This window comes from Streptomyces tubercidicus (genome assembly GCF_027497495.1).
Lineage (GTDB): Bacteria > Actinomycetota > Actinomycetes > Streptomycetales > Streptomycetaceae > Streptomyces > Streptomyces tubercidicus.
This window is the reverse complement of the sequence record NZ_CP114205.1, coordinates 6,323,544-6,343,814: the sequence shown is the minus strand read 5'-3', so window position 1 is coordinate 6,343,814 and position 20,271 is coordinate 6,323,544. Positions and strand designations below refer to the sequence as shown.

At 72.9% G+C, this 20,271-nt stretch carries 18 protein-coding genes; 12 read left to right on the top strand and 6 right to left on the bottom strand.

Annotated features, from left to right (window positions below; genetic code table 11):
- Positions 1-22: 22 nt before the first annotated feature.
- From STRTU_RS27645 to cobC, 6 genes are read left to right on the top strand one after another with little or no spacing between them, the layout of a single operon-like run.
- Complete coding sequence (locus tag STRTU_RS27645; RefSeq protein ID WP_159747346.1) at positions 23-2,146, top strand: putative cobaltochelatase; 2,124 nt, start codon at positions 23-25, stop codon at positions 2,144-2,146.
- Complete coding sequence (gene cobO, locus STRTU_RS27640; protein WP_018091818.1) at positions 2,146-2,742, top strand: cob(I)yrinic acid a,c-diamide adenosyltransferase; 597 nt, start codon at positions 2,146-2,148, stop codon at positions 2,740-2,742. Before STRTU_RS27645 ends, cobO begins: the two co-directional genes overlap by 1 nt.
- Positions 2,743-2,758: 16 nt before the next feature.
- Entirely contained in the window at positions 2,759-4,168 is a 1,410-nt protein-coding gene (locus STRTU_RS27635) for a cobyrinic acid a,c-diamide synthase CobB (RefSeq protein ID WP_159747345.1), read from the top strand.
- A complete protein-coding gene (locus tag STRTU_RS27630; protein ID WP_159747344.1) occupies positions 4,165-4,779 on the top strand; it encodes a cobalamin biosynthesis protein in 615 nt (204 codons plus the stop codon). The genes STRTU_RS27635 and STRTU_RS27630 overlap by 4 nt, the downstream gene beginning before the upstream one ends.
- Entirely contained in the window at positions 4,776-5,684 is a 909-nt protein-coding gene (locus STRTU_RS27625; RefSeq protein WP_159747343.1) for a sirohydrochlorin chelatase, read from the top strand. The genes STRTU_RS27630 and STRTU_RS27625 overlap by 4 nt, the downstream gene beginning before the upstream one ends.
- 2 nt (positions 5,685-5,686) lie before the next feature.
- Positions 5,687-6,778 (top strand): Rv2231c family histidinol phosphate aminotransferase CobC, encoded by a 1,092-nt coding sequence (gene cobC, locus STRTU_RS27620; RefSeq protein ID WP_159747342.1) that lies wholly within the window; start codon positions 5,687-5,689, stop codon positions 6,776-6,778.
- 149 nt (positions 6,779-6,927) lie between these two features.
- On the opposite strand, the gene STRTU_RS27615 is transcribed toward cobC, so the two are convergent.
- Both STRTU_RS27615 and STRTU_RS27610 read right to left on the bottom strand, forming a co-directional pair.
- Positions 6,928-7,899 (bottom strand): SCO1860 family LAETG-anchored protein, encoded by a 972-nt coding sequence (locus STRTU_RS27615; RefSeq protein WP_167539297.1) that lies wholly within the window; start codon positions 7,897-7,899, stop codon positions 6,928-6,930.
- Between the two features lie 298 nt (positions 7,900-8,197).
- A complete protein-coding gene (locus STRTU_RS27610; RefSeq protein ID WP_159749617.1) occupies positions 8,198-9,289 on the bottom strand; it encodes an amidohydrolase family protein in 1,092 nt (363 codons plus the stop codon).
- Between the two features lie 611 nt (positions 9,290-9,900).
- On the opposite strand from STRTU_RS27610, the gene ectA reads away from it, so the two are divergent.
- From ectA to thpD, 4 genes are all read left to right on the top strand, one after another.
- Positions 9,901-10,467 (top strand): diaminobutyrate acetyltransferase, encoded by a 567-nt coding sequence (ectA, locus tag STRTU_RS27605; protein ID WP_159747340.1) that lies wholly within the window; start codon positions 9,901-9,903, stop codon positions 10,465-10,467.
- 136 nt (positions 10,468-10,603) lie between these two features.
- Positions 10,604-11,872, top strand: a complete 1,269-nt coding sequence (ectB, locus tag STRTU_RS27600) for a diaminobutyrate--2-oxoglutarate transaminase (protein ID WP_088797091.1) — start codon at positions 10,604-10,606, stop codon at positions 11,870-11,872.
- A gap of 46 nt (positions 11,873-11,918) precedes the next feature.
- Positions 11,919-12,335, top strand: coding sequence for an ectoine synthase (locus STRTU_RS27595; RefSeq protein ID WP_018091828.1), 417 nt, complete (start codon positions 11,919-11,921; stop codon positions 12,333-12,335).
- Positions 12,336-12,429: 94 nt separating this feature from the next.
- Complete coding sequence (gene thpD, locus STRTU_RS27590) at positions 12,430-13,329, top strand: ectoine hydroxylase (RefSeq protein ID WP_159747339.1); 900 nt, start codon at positions 12,430-12,432, stop codon at positions 13,327-13,329.
- 100 nt (positions 13,330-13,429) lie between these two features.
- On the opposite strand, the gene STRTU_RS27585 is transcribed toward thpD, so the two are convergent.
- From STRTU_RS27585 to STRTU_RS27575, 3 genes are all read right to left on the bottom strand, one after another.
- Positions 13,430-14,491 carry an aminotransferase class V-fold PLP-dependent enzyme gene (locus STRTU_RS27585; protein ID WP_159747338.1) on the bottom strand — a complete coding sequence of 354 codons (1,062 nt, stop codon included), beginning with the start codon at positions 14,489-14,491 and terminating at the stop codon, positions 13,430-13,432.
- Positions 14,492-14,605: 114 nt separating this feature from the next.
- Complete coding sequence (locus tag STRTU_RS27580) at positions 14,606-15,325, bottom strand: TetR/AcrR family transcriptional regulator (protein WP_159747337.1); 720 nt, start codon at positions 15,323-15,325, stop codon at positions 14,606-14,608.
- 91 nt (positions 15,326-15,416) lie between these two features.
- Complete coding sequence (locus tag STRTU_RS27575) at positions 15,417-16,649, bottom strand: FAD-dependent monooxygenase (RefSeq protein WP_246241477.1); 1,233 nt, start codon at positions 16,647-16,649, stop codon at positions 15,417-15,419.
- Positions 16,650-16,736: 87 nt separating this feature from the next.
- Here STRTU_RS27575 and STRTU_RS27570 point away from each other — a divergent pair, with 87 nt between their 5' ends.
- Positions 16,737-17,513: an alpha/beta fold hydrolase gene (locus STRTU_RS27570; RefSeq protein ID WP_159747336.1), complete on the top strand. Its 777-nt coding sequence runs from the start codon at positions 16,737-16,739 to the stop codon at positions 17,511-17,513.
- Between the two features lie 113 nt (positions 17,514-17,626).
- Here STRTU_RS27570 and STRTU_RS27565 read toward each other — a convergent pair whose 3' ends face one another.
- Entirely contained in the window at positions 17,627-19,177 is a 1,551-nt protein-coding gene (locus tag STRTU_RS27565; protein WP_159747335.1) for an aldehyde dehydrogenase (NADP(+)), read from the bottom strand.
- Positions 19,178-19,315: 138 nt separating this feature from the next.
- Here STRTU_RS27565 and STRTU_RS27560 point away from each other — a divergent pair, with 138 nt between their 5' ends.
- Entirely contained in the window at positions 19,316-20,086 is a 771-nt protein-coding gene (locus STRTU_RS27560) for an IclR family transcriptional regulator (protein ID WP_159747334.1), read from the top strand.
- The last annotated feature ends 185 nt before the right edge of the window (positions 20,087-20,271 follow it).

Here is a 20,271-nt window from a genome sequence, read left to right as displayed (position 1 = left end):
GCGACGTGGAGGACGACACAGCATGACAACCGCGCACAACACGACCCCGCAGTACCCCTTCACCGCAGTGGTCGGAATGGACGATCTGCGGCTCGCGCTGCTGCTCAACGCGGTGAGCCCCGCGGTGGGCGGTGTACTGGTCCGCGGGGAGAAGGGCACCGCCAAGAGCACCGCCGTACGGGCGTTGTCGGCGCTGATGCCGGCCGTGGACGTGATCGGCGGCTGCCGCTTCGCCTGCGCCCCGGCCGCACCCGACCCCGGCTGTCCGGACGGGCCGCACGAGAGGGGCGCCGTCGAGGAGCGCCCGACGCGGATGGTCGAACTGCCCGTCGGCGCCTCCGAGGACCGGCTGGTCGGCGCGCTGGACATCGAGCGGGCGCTGTCGGAGGGCGTGAAGGCCTTCGAACCGGGCCTGCTGGCGGATGCGCACCGCGGCATCCTGTACGTCGACGAGGTCAATCTGCTCCATGACCACCTCGTGGACCTGTTGCTGGACGCCGCCGCCATGGGCGCCTCGTACGTCGAGCGCGAGGGGGTCTCCGTACGGCACGCGGCCCGTTTTCTGCTCGTCGGCACCATGAATCCCGAAGAGGGCGAGCTGCGGCCGCAGTTGCTGGACCGGTTCGGGCTGACGGTCGAGGTCGCCGCCTCGCGCGAGCCGGACCAGCGGGTGGAGGTCGTGCGGCGCCGGCTGGCGTACGACGCCGATCCGGCCGGGTTCGCCTCGCGCTGGGCCGCCGAGGAGGACGCGCTGCGCGGGCGGATCGCCGCGGCCCGGGAGCTGCTGCCGCGGGTGACGCTGGGCGATGCGGCGCTGCGGCAGATCGCCGCGACCTGTGCCGCGTTCGAGGTCGACGGGATGCGCGCGGACATCGTGATGGCGCGGACCGCCACGGCGCTGGCCGCGTGGGCGGGGCGGACCGAGGTCCTGGAGGAGGACGTGCGGCAGGCGGCGCTGCTGGCGCTGCCGCACCGCCGGCGCCGTAACCCCTTCGACGCTCCCGGCTTGGACGAGGACAAACTCGACCAGACGCTGGAGGAGTTCGGCGCGGACGAGGACACCGACGGCGGCGACGACGACCCGGAGCCGGACGGTCCGGACGGCGGTCCCGGTGGCGAGGGCCCTGACGGCGGCGGTCCGGACGGCGGCGGGCAGCCGCCGCAGGAGGGCGGGCCCCGGGAGTCGCCGCTCCCGCCGGAGGCCGAACTCCCGCACCAGCAGGACCGGGAGGCCTCGCAGACTCCGCAGGCCCCCGAGCAGGGTGAGCAGCCCGAGCCCGAGAGCGCGCCGCAGGGGGGCGCGGCCGGGGAGAAGGCGGCGGTCGGGGCCGGTGAGCCGTTCCGCACCCGGCGCCTCGATGTGCCGGGCCTGGGCGAGGGCGCGGACGGGCGCCGCTCCCGGGCCCGTACCGCCCACGGCCGGACGACCGGGGCCCGCCGCCCCCAGGGCGCCCTGGGCAAGCTGCACTTGTCGGCGACCGTGCAGGCCGCGGCGCCGCACCAGCGGGCCCGCGGCCGCAGCGGGCAGGGCCTGGTGGTGCGCCGGGACGATCTGCGCGAGGCGGTACGCGAGGGGCGGGAGGGCAATCTGGTCCTGTTCGTCGTGGACGCCTCCGGTTCGATGGCGGCGCGGAAGCGGATGAGCGCGGTCAAGGGCGCGGTGCTCTCGCTGCTGCTGGACGCCTACCAGCGGCGCGACAAGATCGGCCTGATCACGTTCCGCGGCACCGGCGCCGAGCTGGCGCTGCCCCCGACGTCCTCGGTCGAGGCGGGCGCGGCGCGGCTGGAGCAGCTGCCGACGGGCGGCCGCACCCCGCTGTCCGAGGGCCTGCTGCGGGCCCATGAGGTGCTGCGGGTGGAGCGGATGCGGGATGCCTCACGGCGGCCGCTGCTGGTGGTCGTCACCGACGGCCGGGCGACCGGCGGCCCGGAGCCCGTCGTCCGGGCCAACCGCGCCGCCCGGCTGCTGGCCGGTGAGGGCACCGCCTCGGTGGTCGTGGACTGTGAGGCGGGCCCGGTGCGGCTGGGGCTGGCGGGCGAGCTGGCCCGGGAGCTCCAGGGCACCGCGATCACCCTCGATGAACTGCGCGCGGACAGTGTCTCCGCGCTCGTACGGACCGTGCAGGGCAACAGGAAGGCCGCGTAATGCCGCAGGGACAGCCGTCCGTCGTACCGAACGACGGGCTCACCACCCGCCAGCGCCGTAACCGTCCGCTGGTGTTCGTCCACACCGGCCAGGGCAAGGGCAAGTCCACCGCCGCCTTCGGGCTGGCGTTGCGCGCCTGGAACCAGGGCTGGCCAGTCGGGGTGTTCCAGTTCGTGAAGTCGGCGAAGTGGAAGGTCGGCGAGGAGCGGGCGCTGAAGGTGCTCGGGGAGTCCGGGGAGGGCGGCACCGTCGCCTGGCACAAGATGGGCGAGGGCTGGTCCTGGGTGCAGCGCGATATCGCCTCCAGTGAGGACGCGGCGCGCGAGGGCTGGGAGCAGGTCAAGCGGGATCTGGCCGCGGAGACCTACAAGCTGCTGGTGCTGGACGAGTTCGCCTATCCGCTGAAGTGGGGCTGGATCGACACCGACGAGGTGGTGTCGGTGCTGCGCGACCGTCCCGGTACGCAGCATGTCGTCATCACCGGTCGGGGCGCCCCGGAGGCGCTGCTGGACTTCGCCGATCTGGTGACGGACATGACCAAGGTCAAGCACCCGATGGACGAGGGCCAGAAGGGCCAGCGGGGCATCGAATGGTGAAGAGGGAGCGCAGCGCGTGAACGGCGGGTCGATTCCGCGGCTGGTGATCGCCGCACCGTCGTCGGGCGCGGGCAAGACGACGGTGGCCACCGGCCTGATGGCGGCATTCGCCGACGCCGGGCTGACGGTGTCGCCGCACAAGGTGGGTCCGGACTACATCGACCCCGGTTACCACTCCCTGGCCACCGGCCGTCCCGGCCGCAATCTGGACGCCTATCTGTGCGGTCCTGACCGGGTCGCGCCGCTGTTCCTGCACGGTGCGGCGGGCGCCGATCTCGCGCTCGTCGAGGGCGTGATGGGGCTGTTCGACGGGGCGTCCGGGATGGGCGAACTGTCCTCAACGGCGCAGGTGGCGAAGCTGCTGCGGGCGCCGGTGGTGCTGGTGGTGGACGCGTCCTCGCAGTCCCGCTCGGTTGCCGCGCTGGTGCACGGCTTCGCCTCCTGGGACCCGGAGGTGCGGCTGGCCGGGGTGATCCTCAACAAGGTCGGCTCGGACCGTCACGAGGAGCTGCTGCGGGAGGCGATGGACTCCTCCGGTGTGCCGGTGCTGGGCGCCCTGCGCCGGGACGGACGGGCCGGTACGCCCTCCCGGCACCTGGGCCTGGTGCCGGTCGCCGAACGGCGCGCCGAGGCCGTGGAGTCGGTGGCGGAACTCGCCGCGCGGGTCCGTGCGGGCTGCGACCTGGAGGCGCTGCTGGCGCTGGCGCGTACGGTGCCGGAGCTGCCGGACGCGCCCTGGGACCCGGCGGCGGAGCTGGCTCCCGCGACGGGGTCGGAACCGGCTCCGGTCGCGGGGGCGGCCGCCCCGGAGAAGCCGCTGATCGCCGTCGCGGGCGGCCCCGCGTTCACCTTCTCGTACGCCGAGCACGCCGAGCTGCTGGCCGCCGCCGGTGCCGAGGTGGCCCCGTTCGACCCGCTGCGGGACGAGCAACTGCCGCCCGGCACCCGGGGGTTGGTGATCGGCGGCGGCTTTCCCGAGATGTATGCGCCGGATCTGTCGGCGAACGCGCCGCTGCGCGCGGCGGTGGCGGAGCTGGCCGCCTCCGGGGCGCCGGTGTCCGCGGAGTGCGCCGGGCTGCTCTACCTCTCCCGCTCGATCGACGGAAAGCCGATGTGCGGGGTGCTGCCCGCCGAGGCCCGGATGACCGACCGGCTCACCCTCGGCTACCGGGAGGCGGTGGCGCTGCGGGACAACGCGCTGGCCGCGGCCGGCACCCGGGTGCGCGGCCACGAGTTCCACCGCACGGCGCTGGAGCCGGGCGCGGGCACGGATCCGGCGTGGGGGCTGACGCATCCGGAGCGGCGGGTGGAGGGCTTTGTGACCGGCGGGGTGCATGCCTCGTATCTGCATGTGCACTGGGCCGCCGAACCGTCGCTGGCCGGACGGCTGGTGACGAGCGCGGCACAGGGCGCGGCGAGGGCATGAGCCCGGCACCCCACGACACCGGCCGGTCCGCCCATCCCGCCGCGCCGCTGGTCGTCGGGGTGGGCGCGAGCCGCGGCGTCCCGGTGTCCGAGGTGCTGGAGCTGATCGCGGCCGCCCGCGCCGCGGCGGGATGTACGGACCGGCCGGTCGTCGCGCTGGCGACGGTCGCGGCCAAGGCGGCGGAGCCGGGTCTGCTCGGGGCGGCGCGACAGCTGGGCGTGCCGTTGCGGTCGTTCCCGGCGGCGGCCCTGGCGGCGGTGCCGGTACCGGGGCCGTCCGCGTCCGTGGCGGCCGCCGTCGGGACGCCGAGCGTGGCGGAGGCGGCGGCGCTGCTGGCCGCGGGGCCGGGCGCCGAACTGGTCGCGGGCAAGCAGAAGTCGGCGCCGCGGGGTCGGCCGCCCCGGGCGACCTGTGCGCTGGCCGGGCCCGCTGTAACGGACACCGGTGCCCTTACCGCTGGTAGGGAGGGAGCGGCCACCGACCGCTCCTCCGCTGCGGATATCGTCATGACGTCCCCCAACCCGCCCCGCCGTGGCCCGGGTCGGTGGACGGCGGTCGTCGGCGACCCGGCGCCCGGCAGCGGACCCTCCGGCACCAAGGAGACCTCGTGACGACCCCTCCCGCACTGCTCATCGCCGGTCACGGCACCCGCGACGAAGGCGGGGCCGCCGCCCTGCACGCACTGGTGCGTCTGCTCGCCGCGCGACACCCCGAGGTGCCGGTCGCCGGCGGGTTCTTCGGCACCCCGGCCTCGTCGTTGCCGCTGGACGGCGCCATCGACGGTCTCGTCGTGCGGGGCGTGCCCCGGATCGTCGTCATACCCCTGCTGACCGCCCCGACCGGGCCGGTCCCGGACGGGCTGCCCACGGTGCTGGAGCGGGCGGCGGAGCGCCACCCCGGGCTCGTCCTCGCCGTCGGCGCCGAGCCGGGCCCGCACCCCGCGCTGCTCGACGCACTGGAGCGGCGGCTGGACGAGGCGCTGGGCAGCGGCGCCCGCACCCCCGCCGACCGGGCCCGCACCATGGTGCTGCTGGTGGGCCGCGGTTCGACCGATCCGTACGCCAATGCCGAGGTGGCGCGGGCCGCGCGGCTGTTGTGGGAGGGGCGCGGCTTCGCGGGCGTGGAGACCGCGTTCGTCTCGCAGGCGGCACCCGACGTCCCGGCGGGCCTGGACCGGTGCCAGGCGCTCGCGGCCACGGCGGGGCCCGGCGGCCCCGGCCGGATCGTGGTGCTGCCCTACTTCCTCCTCCCCGGCGGCCCGGTGGAGCGGCTGCACATGCAGGCCGAGGGCTGGGCCATGGCCCACCCCGGCATCCAGGTCTTCGGTGCGACGGTGATCGGCCCGGAGCCCGAGCTGGCCGACGTGATCATGGAGCGCTACGGCGCGGTGGTGGCGGGCGAGCCGCCGCTCGGCGGTGCGCCGGACGGTGGCCGGGCGGCGGCGGAGGACGCCCGGCCGGCGTACGGCGCGGCCAGCCAGAGCGCGCCGCTGACCACGGGCGCCGGGGAACGGTGAGCATGCCCCCGCACACCGCGTCCGCACCGCTCCGGGACCCCGGCACGGCCGCCCCGCCGCACGAACCCGACCTGCGGCATCACGGCGACGCCGAGGTTCGGGGCGCGGACGCCGGGCTGACGGATCTGGCGGTCAATGTCCGCACCGGCACTCCCCCGGCCTGGCTCAAGGCGCACCTGGCCGCGTCGCTGGACGGTCTCGCCGCGTACCCGGACGGCCGCGCGGCGCGCCGGGCGGTGGCGGCGCGGCACGGGCTGCCCGTCGACCGGGTGCTGCTCACCTCGGGGGCCGCGGAGGCGTTCGTGCTGCTCGCGCGGGCCGTGGCGGCCCGCCGGCCGGTGGTGGTGCATCCGCAGTTCACCGAGCCCGAGGCGGCGCTGCGGGACGCCGGGCACGCGGTCGGCCGGGTGCTGCTGACCGCACGGGACGGTTTCCGGCTGGACCCGGCCGCGGTGCCCGAGGACGCCGATCTGGTCGTCGTCGGCAACCCCACCAACCCCACCTCGGTGCTGCACCCCGCGGAGGTGCTGGCCTCCCTGGCGCGGCCGGGCCGGACGCTGGTGGTGGACGAGGCGTTCATGGACGCGGTGCCCGGTGAGCGCGAGGCACTGGCCGGGCGGACGGATCTGCCGGGGCTGGTGGTGCTGCGCAGCCTGACCAAGACCTGGGGGCTGGCCGGGCTGCGGATCGGCTATGTGCTGGCCGCCCCGGACACCGTCGCCGCCCTGGAGCGGGCCCAGCCGCTGTGGCCGGTCTCCAGTCCCGCGCTGGCCGCCGCGGAGGCGTGCTGTACGCCCCGTGCGCTGGCGGAGGCGGCCGCGGCGGCCGAGGAGACCGCCGTGGACCGGGAGCGGCTGCTGGCCCGGCTGAGCGCCTTCCGGCAGATCGAGGCGGCCGGCCCGGCGGCGGGTCCGTTCGTGCTGATCCGGCTGCCGGACGCGGAGGGGGTACGGGCCGCCCTGCGGGACCGCGGTTTCGCGGTGCGCCGCGGGGACACCTTCCCCGGCCTGGGCCCCGACTGGCTGCGGCTCGCGGTGCGCGACGGGGCGACGACGGACCGCTTTGTGACAGCGCTGGGCGAGGTGCTCGGGTAGGGCGCAGGCCCGCGGCCGGGCCCGCCGGACCACGCTCCGGGGCCCGGCGGGGGTGAGGTGTGCCGTACGGTCCGCGGCCCGTACGGCACACCCCGGGCCGTACACCGCGCGCGACGCCCCCACAGCACCGGCGCGGCGTACGGGGTCGGTCAGCCGCGGCCGCCCTGCGGTGCGGCGCTGCGGCGCCGGCGGGCGAAGACCATGGCACCGGCGCCCGCGGCGACCAGCAGCCCGGCGCCGCCGGCGAGGTACGGGGTGGCCGAGCTGCCGCCGGTCTCCGCGAGGTTCTGGGTGCGCGGCCCGGAGTTCGCCGGTTTCACCTCGGTGCCCTTGCCCCCGGCCGGCTCGGTGCCGCCGATCTCGCCGCCGCCGGTCTGGCCGCCGCTGGTGGCGTTGTCCTCGGGCGCCTTGCCGCGCGGTGTGGTGCAGCTTGCCTTGGCCAGGGTGACCCGGCCCTGCACATCGGCGACGTTCAGCTTGAGCGGGTTGAGGGAGACATTGAGGTCGAGGGCGGTGGCCGCGGCGCCCTTGGACGTGACGCTCTTCTTGGACAGGTCCAGCCGCACCTCGCCGGTCCCCGGCACCTTGACCTTCGTCGTGCCGCCCGTGCTGAGCGTGACCTTCTTGCCCAGGACGCGCACGGTGCCCAGCACATTCGCCTCGGCGCGGGGCCGCGCGCCCGCCTCACAGGTCGCCTTGGCGGTGACCTGCTGGACCTCGATCACGGACAGCAGCGGCAGACCGGGCAGCCGCACCTTCGCCCGCACGAGGTTGGCGTAGCCCTCGGCGGCCCGGCGGTCGGCGGTGGCCCGTGCGGTGGCGGCGTCGGCGCGCAGCACGCTGAACGGCCTGCCGTGGTCGATGCCGTCGAGCTTGACGGTGAGCGCGGTCTTGTTGGCCGAGGCCGGGGCGTGCACCTCGTTGAGGGCGACGTTCAGCGGGACGTCGAGCGTCTTGTTGAGCAGCCCGACGTTCACGCCGGTGCGCAGCACGACCGCGTCGGCGGTGCCGCGGGCCGGGCCATGGTCTCCGGTGGCATGCGCGGGGACGGCGCCGAGCAGGACGGCGGGACCGGCCGTGAGCGCGGTGGCGACGAGGGTCGCGGCGAGGCGTCGGGGCATGCCGAAGGAGCTGGTGGGACTGGTGGACACGTGTGTGGAACCCTCACAGGAGAAATGGAGCCGCCGGCCGCGCCAATGGGGGACATCGCGCGGGCCGACGGCATCGACCCGCACATCGTGTCCGCACCGAGGGTGAACGGGCAGCCACGTGGCGTCAGTTCATCCCAATGGGTGGTTTCCGTGCCTGTATTCGATTCCCGCGACACGGGGCACCACCCGCGCCACAGCCGCCCCACCTCCCGGGTGATCCCGGTTGACCGGGCCGGTTCACGGGACCACCCCGGCGGCCGCCCCGCGGCTACCCGACGATCCGCCCCCGCAGCACCACCCGGCGGGGCGCGGCCAGCACCCGGACGTCCTCGCGCGGATCGCTCTCGTAGACCACCAGGTCCGCCGAGGCGCCCTCGGTGAGGCCGGGGCGGCCGAGCCAGTCCCGGGCGCCCCAGGTGGTGGCGGAGAGGGCCGCCACGGCGGGCAGACCGGCCCGGGTCAGCTCGACGACCTCCTCGGCCACCAGCCCGTGGGCGAGCGAGCCGCCGGCGTCCGTACCGGCGAAGACGGGCACTCCGGCGTCGTAGGCCGCCCGGACGGTGTCGTAGCGGCGGGCGTGCAGCCGCCGCATATGGTCCGACCAGCGCGGAAACTTCGCCGCGCCGCCGTCCGCGAGCTGCGGGAAGGTGGCGATGTTGACGAGCGTGGGGACGATGGCCACTCCGCGCTCGGCGAACAGCGGGATGGTGTCCTCGGTGAGCCCGGTGGCGTGCTCGATGCAGTCGATTCCGGCCTCGACGAGCGGGGCGAGGGTGTCCTCGGCGAAGCAGTGGGCGGTCACCCGGGCGCCCAGCCGGTGCGCCTCGGCGATGGCCGCCTTCACCGCCCCCGGGGGCCAGCAGGCCGCCAGATCGCCCGTGGAGCGGTCGATCCAGTCGCCGACGAGCTTGACCCAGCCGTCGCCGCGGCGGGCCTCCTGGGCGACGTAGGCGACCAGGTCCTCCGGCTCGATCTCGTGCGCGTAGTTGCGGATATAGCGCTTGGTACGGGCGATGTGGCGGCCGGCCCGGATGATCCGGGGCAGATCCTCGCGGTCGTCGACCCAGCGGGTGTCGGAGGGGGATCCTGCGTCGCGGAGCAGCAGGGTGCCGGCGTCACGCTCGGTGAGCGCCTGTTTTTCGCTGGTGGGGGCGTCCACCGGGCCGTGTGCGTCCAGGCCCACATGGCAGTGCGCGTCGACCAGGCCCGGCAGGGCCCAGCCCGTCACCGTGGTGGCATCCCGTGCCATCACCGGCCGGTCGAACGTCACCCGGCCGTCGACCACCCACAGCTCGTCGCGCACGTCGTCCGGTCCGACGAGGACCCTCCCCTTGAGGTGCAGCACCGCACCTTCACTCATGGACGTCATACCGGCACTGTAGGCGCCGCACCACGGCGGGCGGCCGGGGCGGTCGCGCCCGTTGAACAACCCTCTTTCCCCCCGCCGATTTCCCGGGATCGGGCACTGTGGCGGACTTTCCGTACGGACCGCTTTCCGCGCACTCTCCGTAGGGCTTCCGCCACGTACGCGGCACGGTTCTCCGAGCGTTCTCCGCAACTCTCCGCAGGTTTCACACACTCTTCCCGGAGATCGCCTCGCGCAAGTTCTCGGGGGTCTTGTCACGGTCTTGCCGCGCAGGATTCCATGGGCCTTCCGCGTGACCTTCCGGCGGCGAATTCCCAATTCCCTGGGAGCACAGCTTCCCGTATTCTTCTGCCCGCTTTTCCGCAGCTCAAACGCCAAGGTTTCGCTAGTGCCAAGTCCCATAATTCGAGCGGATCTCATAGGCGTTACGGAGCTGTGACCGACTACACAACGTGTCCGTTTTGCCCCGAACATCCCGGTCAAATCGGGGCATCTCGCGGTGGCATCGCGCGTACGGGCGCCCCCGCGCGATAACACATCTTCGCCGGTTCCGTAACCCCTGCCCGCGATGCAATTTCCTTTTTCCCTGGGTAAATTTAATTCCCATGACCGCCGCACAAGCAGACCATGCCGGTGCCCGAAGCGATATCAGAGAATTTCCGGAGGGCTTCAAGCTCGACACCCCACGCGTGGAGGACGGAGCCGCGATCTGGCGCATCGCCCGCGACTCGAAGACGCTGGATCTCAACTCCTCGTACAGCTACCTCCTGTGGTGTCGCGACTTCGCCGCAACCTCTGTCGTCGCCCGCGACGCGAAGGGTGAACCGGCCGCCTTCATCACCGGATATCTCCGCCCGGAGCGCCCGGAGACCCTCGTCGTCTGGCAGGTCGCCGTCGACGACGCGCACCGTGGGCAGGGACTGGCGGCCGCACTCCTGGACGGGCTCACCGCCCGCGCCAGGGACGAGCTGGGCGTACGTTTCGTCGAGACCACCGTCACCCCCGACAACACCGCATCCAACCGGTTGTTCGCGTCCTTCGCCGAGCGGCACTCAGTGCCGCTCAGGAGCGAGGTGCTCTTTGACGCAGGGCTGTTCCCGGAGCAGGGCCACGAGCCGGAGGTGCTGCACCTCATCGGCCCGTTCGAGCCACCGGCCCGCCCGGGGCACTGACGCCACCCAGGACCGCGCGGCGACGACGCCGCAGCGGCCGTGCGGGACCCGGCACCACACCCCGTGACACCGCCGGTACCGCCCAGCCCCCAACAGACTTCCTCACCTTTCGCCACTCATCTCCCAGGAGCATGCTGTGACCATCACCCAGCCCGATCTGAGCGTCTTCGAGACCGTGGAGTCGGAGGTCCGCAGCTACTGCCGTAGCTGGCCCACCGTCTTCGACCGTGCACAGGGCAGCCGCATGACCGACGAGGACGGCCACACCTACCTCGACTTCTTCGCCGGGGCCGGGTCGCTCAACTACGGCCACAACAACCCCGTCCTCAAACGCGCCCTGATCGACTACATCGAGCGGGACGGCGTCACCCACGGCCTGGACATGTCCACCACGGCCAAGCGGGCCTTCCTGGAGTCGTTCCAGAACATCATCCTGCGGCCCCGTGACCTGCCCTACAAGGTCATGTTCCCGGGCCCGACGGGCGCCAACTCCGTCGAGGCCGCGCTGAAGCTGGCCCGTAAGGTCAAGGGCCGCGAGTCGATCGTGTCCTTCACCAACGCCTTCCACGGCATGTCGCTGGGCGCGCTCGCCGTCACCGGTAACTCCATGAAGCGGGCCGGTGCCGGTATCCCGCTGGTGCACGGCACCCCGATGCCGTTCGACAACTACCTCGACGGCACCTACCCGGACTTCCTGTGGTTCGAGCGGCTGCTGGAGGACCAGGGCTCCGGCCTGAACACCCCCGCCGCCGTGATCGTCGAGACGGTCCAGGGCGAGGGCGGCATCAACGTCGCCCGTCCCGAGTGGCTGCGCGCCCTCGCCGACCTGTGCGAGCGCTGGGACATGCTGCTCATCGTCGACGACATCCAGATGGGCTGCGGCCGTACGGGTGCCTTCTTCTCCTTCGAGGAGGCGGGCATCGTGCCGGACATCGTCACCGTCTCGAAGTCCATCAGCGGCTACGGCCTGCCGCTCGCGCTCACCCTGTTCAAGCCTGAGCTGGACATCTGGGAGCCGGGCGAGCACAACGGCACCTTCCGTGGCAACAACCCGGCGTTCGTCACCGCCGCCGCGACGCTGGACACCTACTGGGCCGACGGCCAGATGGAGAAGCAGACTCTCGCCCGCGGTGAGATCGTCGAAGCACACCTCAAGGCCATTGCCGAGGAGCACCCGGACGCCATCGCCGAGTACCGCGGCCGCGGTCTGGTGTGGGGCATGGAGCTCAACGACAAGCCCGTCGCCGACAAGATTGCCAAGCGCGCCTTCGAGCTGGGTCTGCTGATCGAGACCTCCGGCCCGGAGAGCGAGGTCGTCAAGCTGCTGCCCGCGCTGACGACCACCCCCGAGGAGCTGGACGAGGGCCTTCGGATCCTCGCCCGCGCGGTCCGCGACTGCGTCTGACCACTCCAGAGCCCCTTACCGTTCCACAGAAAGGCACCGAGTCACCGTGATCGTCCGATCCTTCAAGGACATCGAAGGCACCGACCGCCACGTCAAGGCCAAGTCCGGCACCTGGGAGAGCAAGCGCATCGTGCTCGCCAAGGAGCGCGTCGGCTTCTCGCTGCACGAGACCACGCTGTACGCCGGGACCGAGACGTCGATGTGGTACGCGAACCACATCGAGGCCGTACTCTGCGTAGAGGGTGAGGCCGAGCTCACGAACGACGAGACCGGCGAGAAATACACCATCACGCCGGGCACGATGTACCTGCTCGACGGGCACGAGAAGCACACCATGCGGATCAAGGAAGACTTCCGCTGCGTCTGCGTCTTCAACCCGCCCGTCACCGGCCGCGAGGACCACGACGAGAACGGGGTCTACCCGCTTCTCACCGAACCGGAGTCTGAGCCCGAGACGGTCTGAGGCGCCACCCCGCCTGCCCCGTCCGGCAGCGCTGAGGAAGGCACGTACGCGCACGTAAGCCAGATTCCGTACGAGAGGAGAGGAAGGCAACACCATGACCACCGCACCCGAGCGCACCGCCGACCTGTACCCGACCCGTGGGACCGCTGAGGTCATCACCCCGCGGAAGGACCCGGTGGTGTGGTCGCAGCCCGGAACGGCCGGCCCCTTCGAGCCGTCCGAGCTGAGCGACTTCGAACGTGACGGCTTTTTCGCCATCGGGGAACTGCTCACGGCGGAAGAAGTCGCGGTGTACCGCGCCGAACTGGACCGTCTCGTCCTCGACCCGACGATGCGCGCCGACCCGCGCTCCATCGTCGAGCCGAAGTCACAGGACGTACGGACCGTGTTCGAGGTGCACAAGATCAGCGAGGTGTTCGCCAAGCTGGTCTCCGACCCGCGTGTGGTCGGCCGTGCCCGTCAGATCCTCGGTTCGGACGTCTATGTCCACCAGTCGCGGATCAATGTGAAGCCGGGTTTCGGTGCCTCCGGCTTCTACTGGCACTCGGACTTCGAGACCTGGCACGCCGAGGACGGTCTGCCGAATATGCGCACCGTGTCGGTCTCGATCGCGCTGACGGAGAACTACACCACCAACGGCGGCTTGATGATCATGCCCGGCTCGCACCAGCACTTCGTGGGCTGCGAGGGTGCGACGCCGAAGGACAACTACAAGCGGTCGCTGCAGATGCAGGACGCGGGCATCCCGTCGGACGAGGTGCTGACGAAGATGGCGGACAAGCACGGCATCCGTCTCTTCACCGGTCAGGCCGGTTCGGCGACGTGGTTCGACTGCAACGCCATGCACGGCTCGGGTGACAACATCACGCCCTACCCGCGCAGCAATGTCTTCATCGTCTTCAACAGCGTGGAGAACGAAGCGGTGGAGCCGTTCGCGGCACCCATCCGGCGCCCCGAGTACATCGGGGCCCGGGACTTCACTCCGGTGCGTTAGGGGACGTTCGCACCGGTGGCGCGGCCGCCGCACAGCGAGTCTGTGCGGCGGCCGCGCCGTTGTTGGTGGGGGCGGGTGCGTACGGCCGGTGCGGGTCGCCCTACCCCACCAGAGCCAGCAACCGGTCCACATCATCCGTCGAGTTGTAGAGGTGGAAGGCCGCGCGGAGCAGCCCGCCGCGCACCGAGATCCGCACGCCCGCCTCGGCCAGCCGGTGCTCCGCGTCCGCGATCCCCGGGGTGGAGACGATCGCCGAACCGGGCGCGGCCCGCGGTGTCAGACCGCGCTCGGCCAGCCCCGCGCGGTAGTACTCGGCGAGCGCGGTGTTATGGCCGTGGACGGTCTCCACACCCAGCTCGTTGAGAAGGCCGAGGGACTGCTCGGCACCCACGTAGGAGTAGTGGGCATGCGGTTCGTCGAAGCGCCGTGCGGTGGCAGCGGGCCGGACCAACCCGTAGTTGGACGCCCCGATGTCCTCCCCCGCGACCCATCCCGCATACGGCGCGGCCGGCCACTCCTCGCCCCGCCCGTACTCCCCGCCGAACGCCATGAACGTCACCCCGCGCGGGCACAGCAGCCACTTGAACGCCCCCGCGACGACGAAGTCGAAGCCGTCGGCGCGCAGCGGCAGCCAGCCGGCGGCCTGGGTGATGTCGAGGTAGGTGCGCGCCCCATGGGCCCGCGCGGCCTCACGGACCGCCGCCATATCGGCGATCCGGCCGTCCAGTGACTGCACGGCGCTGAACGCGACCAGCGCGGTCCCGGGCCGCACCGCGTCGGCGAGCGCCTCCAGCGGTACCGTGCGCAGCTTGATGCCCGGGTGGGCGGCGAGCGGATTGAGCAGCGAGCTGAAGTCGCCCTCGGGCGCCAGCACTTCGGCGCCCGCCGGGAGCGCGGAGGCCACGAACGCGGACTGCACCGCGACCGAGCTGCCGACGGCGACCCGCTCGGCGGGCACGCCCAGCAGCCGGGCGAAGGCCTCCCGCGACGCCGCGGCGGCGCCGAAGTAGTCGCGGCCCATGGTGCCGTAGGAAGCGGATTCGTCGAGGGCCGCGCGCAGGGCGACCGCGCTGCGTGCCGGGAGGAGTCCGCTGGAGGCAGAGTTCAGGTATGTCGTCTCGGGCGCGAATTCGGCCCCACCGAGTGGCTCACGTCGATGCATGCCCCCACTGTGGCCGGTGAGCGTCGGCCCGTCCATGACGCGTGCCGTTTCCGGCCGCGGGCCTTCCGGGTCGGCGCAGGCCGCAGGGGATGCGGCGGGCCGGCCCCGCGCTCGTCACCTGGTTCCGGCAGCGCCCGCCGCAACCAGTTCCAGGAGACTGTCGTGGATCTCGGTGAACCGGGCCCGCACCGCCTCCGCGGCCTGGGCGACCACGCGCGCGGCGGGGTCGCGAGGCTTTTCGAGCAGCAGGTGGACGGTGTCGGCGAGGGCGGTTTCGGGATCGTCGACGTTGAGCGGGCCTGCGCCTGCGGGGTGGGCCATGACGTTGCCGAACCCGACCAGCACGGCGTGCAGGGCGTACATCTGCCGGGCCAGCGGGAGATCGTCGCGCACGATCCCGTGGTCGCGCAGGATCGTGATGACCGCGTTGCCCATCGCGCTCGGGGAGGCGTCGGCGAAGCGCTCTTGGTCGGCGGGGCGGTGGAGCAGCTGGCGCAGGGCGCTGTCGTCGCTCCGGAGCCACCGCAGCCACGGGTTGCCGTGTGTCGTGCGGATCAGCAGCGGGGCGAGGTGCCGGGGCAGGACGGTGTGCGGGTCCTGGCCGATCCGGGTGGTGACGGTGTCGATCCAGCCCAGCACCTCGCGCGCGGCCAGCCCCACGAACAGGTCTTCCTTGGTCTCCCAGTACAGGTAGACGGTGCCCTTGCCCACGCCCGCGGCCGCGGCGATCTCGGCGATGGTCACCTTGCGGACACCGTGTTCGACGACCAGATCGCGCGCGCTGTCGAGGATCCTTGCCGCCTTGGCGGAGTCGTGTTCGATCAGCCGGCTCACCGTCGTGCTTCCTCCCGTTCGCTCTTCGTGACCATGATGGCACGGGAGTCCACAGAGGTGAGCCGGCTGAGCGGCAGGCCCCCGCGCCGGGTCACGCCAGGGCGATGTCGATCGTCTTCATCCGGGAGGACTCGCTGCGGTGCCGCCGCTTCGAGAGGAACTCCCTGCCGGGCCTCGTGGCCATCACGCGGTTCATGACGGACCGGATCCGGTATTCGGTGGGGTCGGCCGGGACGAAGAGCCTGCGCATGGCCATGCCGGTGCCCTGGTGGTACTCGATGAACGGGCGGAGCTTCGCTTCCCAGGCCCGCAGCGCCCGCGGCACCTCTCCGGGGTACCGCTCCAGCATCGTGCCCAGCATGTCGGCCCCGGCCAGGCCGGTGGAGGCCCCCATCCCGGAGTAGAGCGTCAGGCACCACGCCGCGTCGCCGACGAGCACCACCCTGTCCTGGTGCCACCGGTCCAGCCGCACCTGCTCGGCGCTGTCGAAGAGGTGGTCGGGCGCCTGCTCGAACCGGTCGAGCAGCCAGCCGAGCGTCCCACCCGTGGGCTCCGGTCCGAACCTCGCCCGCAGCGAGTCGATGGCGGGCCGGGTGAACTCGGCGTCCACGTCGTCGGTCCGGTAGTTGAACAGCACCGTCGGCGCCCGGTCGGCGAACGGGAAAACCCATGCCGACCGGCCCTGCTCGGCCATGATGATGCCTTCCTTGAGCCGGTAGCCGGGGGCCGGGCCGGGCAGGCTGCACGCCGCGATCATGTAGCCGAGGCGGTGGATGCGGCCCTCATCGGGCCCGAAGGCCAGCCGGCGCACCGTCGAGCGCAGGCCGTCGGCCCCGACCACGAGGTCGAACCGCTCGGTGGTCGCCGTCGCCGCGGCCCGGTCCTCGACATCGACCTCCACGCCGTCGTCGTCCTGGCGCAGCGCGACCGGAACCGACGAGTACCGGATCTCCACGTCCTCGGGCAGGGCGTGGAAGGCGCCGTCCTCGATGTCGCCGCGCACGACCAGGCGTGCCCGGCCGGGGACCGCGTCGGTGAAGTTCATGGCACGCCGCCGCCGGTCCGCGCGGTCGACGTTGTAGGTCGCGATGTCCGCCGAGAGGCGGTCCGGCAGCTCGATACCCAGGCGCTCGGCCGCGGCGATCCCGGTGCCGAAGAGGCCGATGAAGTACCCGCCGCTGCGGCGCTCGGCGGCCTTCTCCAGGACGACGACGTCCCAGCCCGCCTTGTGCAGCCGCAGCGCTGAGGCGATTCCGCTCACGCCGAGTCCCACTACGAGAGCCCGCTGTCGCGGGGCTGTGTTCTTGTTCATGTTCTTGTTCATGACGCCGAGAGTAGACTCACTGACCAGAATAGCCATCTGGTCAGTTCGCTCCTGTGGCGAACGACTCATCGGAACGGAGTTCCCGCCATGCCCACGGTTTTCGTCCACGGCCACCCCGAGACGGCGGCGGTCTGGGACCCGCTGCTCGCCGAGCTCGAACGCATCGCTCCCGCTCGCCCCGGCCCGATCTGCCTGTCGCCGCCCGGCTTCGGGGCACCTGTGCCGAGGGGGTTCGGCGCGGCCGTCGGTGACTACCGGGACTGGCTCATCGGCGAATTGGAGCGGTTCACCGAGCCCGTCGACCTGGTCGGGCACGACTGGGGCGGCGCGCACACCCTCAATGCGGTGATGGCCCGCCCGGACCTCGTGCGCAGCTGGGTCAGCGATGTGATCGGCCTGTTCGACCCGGACTACGTATGGCACGCGTTCGCGCAGCGGCAGCAGAAGCCGGAGAGCGCGGTACCGGACCCGGCCATCCCGTTCGGTGCGGACCTCGCGGCGCGGGTCTCGAAGCTCGTCGGGCTCGGCATGAGCGAGCCGGTGGCCAGGCGGGTCGCGGAGGGCCAGGACGAGGCGATGGGGCGGGCCGCGCACGCGCTCTACCGCTCCGCCGCCCAACCGGTGATGGCCGAGCTGGGCCGGAACCTCGAACGCGCGGCGCAGCGGCCGGGCCTCGCCCTGCTCGCCACCGAGGACCGCATGGTCGGGACCCTGGCACAGCGGTGCCGCGCGGCACAGCGCGCCGGCGCCCGGACCGTGACGCTCGACGGGCTCGGCCACTGGTGGATGACCCAGGACCCCGGCCGTGGTGCCCGGGTGCTCACCGAGTTCTGGCACGCGCCGGACCGCCCGCGAGCACGCTGACCGCGCCCGGATCCGGGCAGTCCGTCGCGGGAGAGCGACCGTGGCTCAGGCGCGAGGCGAAGGCCGGACGCGGACGCTCTCCCCCTCGCCGCCGAACGGAACGGCCTACGTGCCTACCGGCCCTCGGCCCTGCCGTCGACCCGGCGCGGCAGGCCGAGCGGGTTGTCCTCGCGCAGTTCGGGGGGCAGCAGTGCCGGTGGGGTGTTCTGGTAGGCGACCGGGCGCAGCCAGCGTTCGACGGCGGTGGCGCCGACGGAGGTGGAGGTGGAGGTGGTGGCCGGGTAGGGGCCGCCGTGGTGCTGGGCGGGGGTGACCGCGACGCCGGTGGGCCAGCCGTTGACGACGACCCGGCCGGCGAGCGGGGTGACCTCGGCCAGCAGCCGGGCGCCGCGGCCGGTGTCATCGGTGCCGTCGCTCTCCGCGTCGCCGAGTTGCAGGGTCGCGGAGAGGTTGCCGGGGAGCCGGGCGAGGACGGCGCCGATCTCGGCCTCGTCGGTGTAGTGGGCGACGACGGTGACCGGGCCGAAGCACTCCTCCAGGAGGAGGTCGTGCGGCCCTTCGGCGGCCAGGTGGGCGGCGGGGACGGCGAGGAAACCGGCGCTGACGGTGTGTTCGCCGCCCGCGCCGGGGGTGACCGGCGCGTGGACACCGGGGAGCGCGGCGCGGGTGCGCACCCCGTCGAGGAACGCGTCCCGCATCCGGTGGTCGAGCAGCACCCCGGCCTCGGTGTCGCTGACCGCCGCGGTCAGCGCCTTCAGCAGCCGCTCGCCGGCCTCACCGCCGGGTGCCAGGACCAGGCCCGGCTTGACGCAGAACTGGCCGACGCCGAGGGTCATCGCCCCGGCCAGCCCGGCGCCGATCTGCTCGGCGCGCTCGGCGGCCGCGGCCTCGGTGATCACGACGGGGTTGAGGCTGCCCAGCTCGCCGTGGAAGGGGATCGGGTGCGGGCGGGACGCGGCCGCGTCGTACAGGGCGCGGCCGCCGCGTACCGAGCCGGTGAAGCCGGCCGCGCTGATCAGCGGGTGGCGCACCAGGTCGATGCCGGCCTGGAAGCCGTGCACCAGGTTGACCACGCCCTCCGGCAGCCCCACCTCTCTGGCGGCGCGGTGCAGCAGCGCGGCACACAGCTCGGAGGTGGCCGGATGGTCCGGGTGCGCCTTGACGACGACCGGGCAGCCGGCCGCGAGGGCGCTGGCGGTGTCGCCGCCGGGTACCGAGAAGGCGAGCGGGAAGTTACTGGCGGAGTAGACCGCGACGGGGCCCAGCGGGATCTTGTAGCGGCGCAGGTCGGGCCGCGGCGGGGTGAGTCCGGGGTCGGCGTGGTCGATCAGCACGTCGAGGAACGCGCCCTCCCGCACCAGGTCCGCGAAGGCCCGCAACTGGTAGGTGGTGCGGGCGAGTTCGCCGGTGAGCCGGCCGGGGCCGAGCGCGGTCTCGGCGTCGGCGGCCTCGATGACCGCCTCGCCCGCCTCGTCCAGCAGATCGGCGGCGCGGTGCAGCAGCGCGGCACGTACGGTGCGGTCGGCCAGTGCGCCACGGGCGGCGTGTGCCGTGCGGACCGCCGTGTCCACCTCGTCGGCGGTGGCCTCCACCGCGACCTGTTCCCGCTGCTTCCCGGTTCGGGGGTCGACACTCCAGACTGGTGCCGCTGCTGTCGCTGCCACCGTGCATTCCTCCCGGGCGATGCTGCCGAGTCGTTCCGCGCCTTGCCGCACGCCGGATGACGTTCGATATGGTGAACGTTGTCCGAGATGATGAACAACTGGGACTGTATGGCGGGCCGAACAGGGGGGTCAAGGGCGATGCCAGCTGCCGATACCGGTGGAGCGCAGGTCAAATCCGCGGTGCGGACGGTCGAGTTGCTCGAATACTTCGCAGGTCGTCCCGGTATGCACAGTCTGGCCTCGGTCCAGGAAGCGATCGGCTACCCGAAGTCCAGCCTCTACATGCTGCTGCGCACCCTCGTCGACCTGGGCTGGGTCGAGACCGACGCGACCGGCACCCGCTACGGCATCGGCGTGCGGGCGCTGCTGGTCGGCACCTCGTACATCGACGGCGACGAGGTGGTGGCCGCGGCCCGGCCGACCCTGGACCGCCTCTCCGACGACACCACAGAGACCATCCACCTCGCCCGGCTCGACGGCACCGATGTCGTGTATCTCGCGACTCGTCAGTCACCGCACCATCTGCGCCCTTTCGCCCGCGTCGGCCGACGTCTGCCGGCGCACGCCACCTCGCTGGGCAAGGCGCTGCTCGCCACATACACGGACGAGCAGGTCCGGGCGATGCTGCCGCCGACCCTCGCCCCGCTGACCGAGCACACCCACACCGACCGCGAGCAGCTGATCGAGGAGCTGCGTACGGTGCGCGAACAGGGCTATGCGGTCGACCGCGAGGAGCACACCCTGGGCCTGCGCTGCTTCGGCGTCGCCATCCCGTACCGCACCCCGGCACGGGACGCGATCAGCTGCTCGGTGCCGGTGGCCCGGCTGACGGCGGGGCATGAGCAGATGATCAAGGAGGCTCTCTTCGAGGCCCGGGAACGGCTGACCCTGGCTGGCCGGCGGCTGTGAGGCGGGCCTGCTGGTGAGCGGTGAGCATGTTGAACGGTTCGGTGCGTGGGGCACGTTGGCCGGTTGAGTGCGTTAGGCACGCCGGCCGTTGAGCGCGTCGATCACCTTGAGCGCTCCTCCCCCGTATGACGGAGGCGGATCGTCGGCGCGGCCGAGGCGCTCCGGGGCGGCCGCCGGAAGGCTGG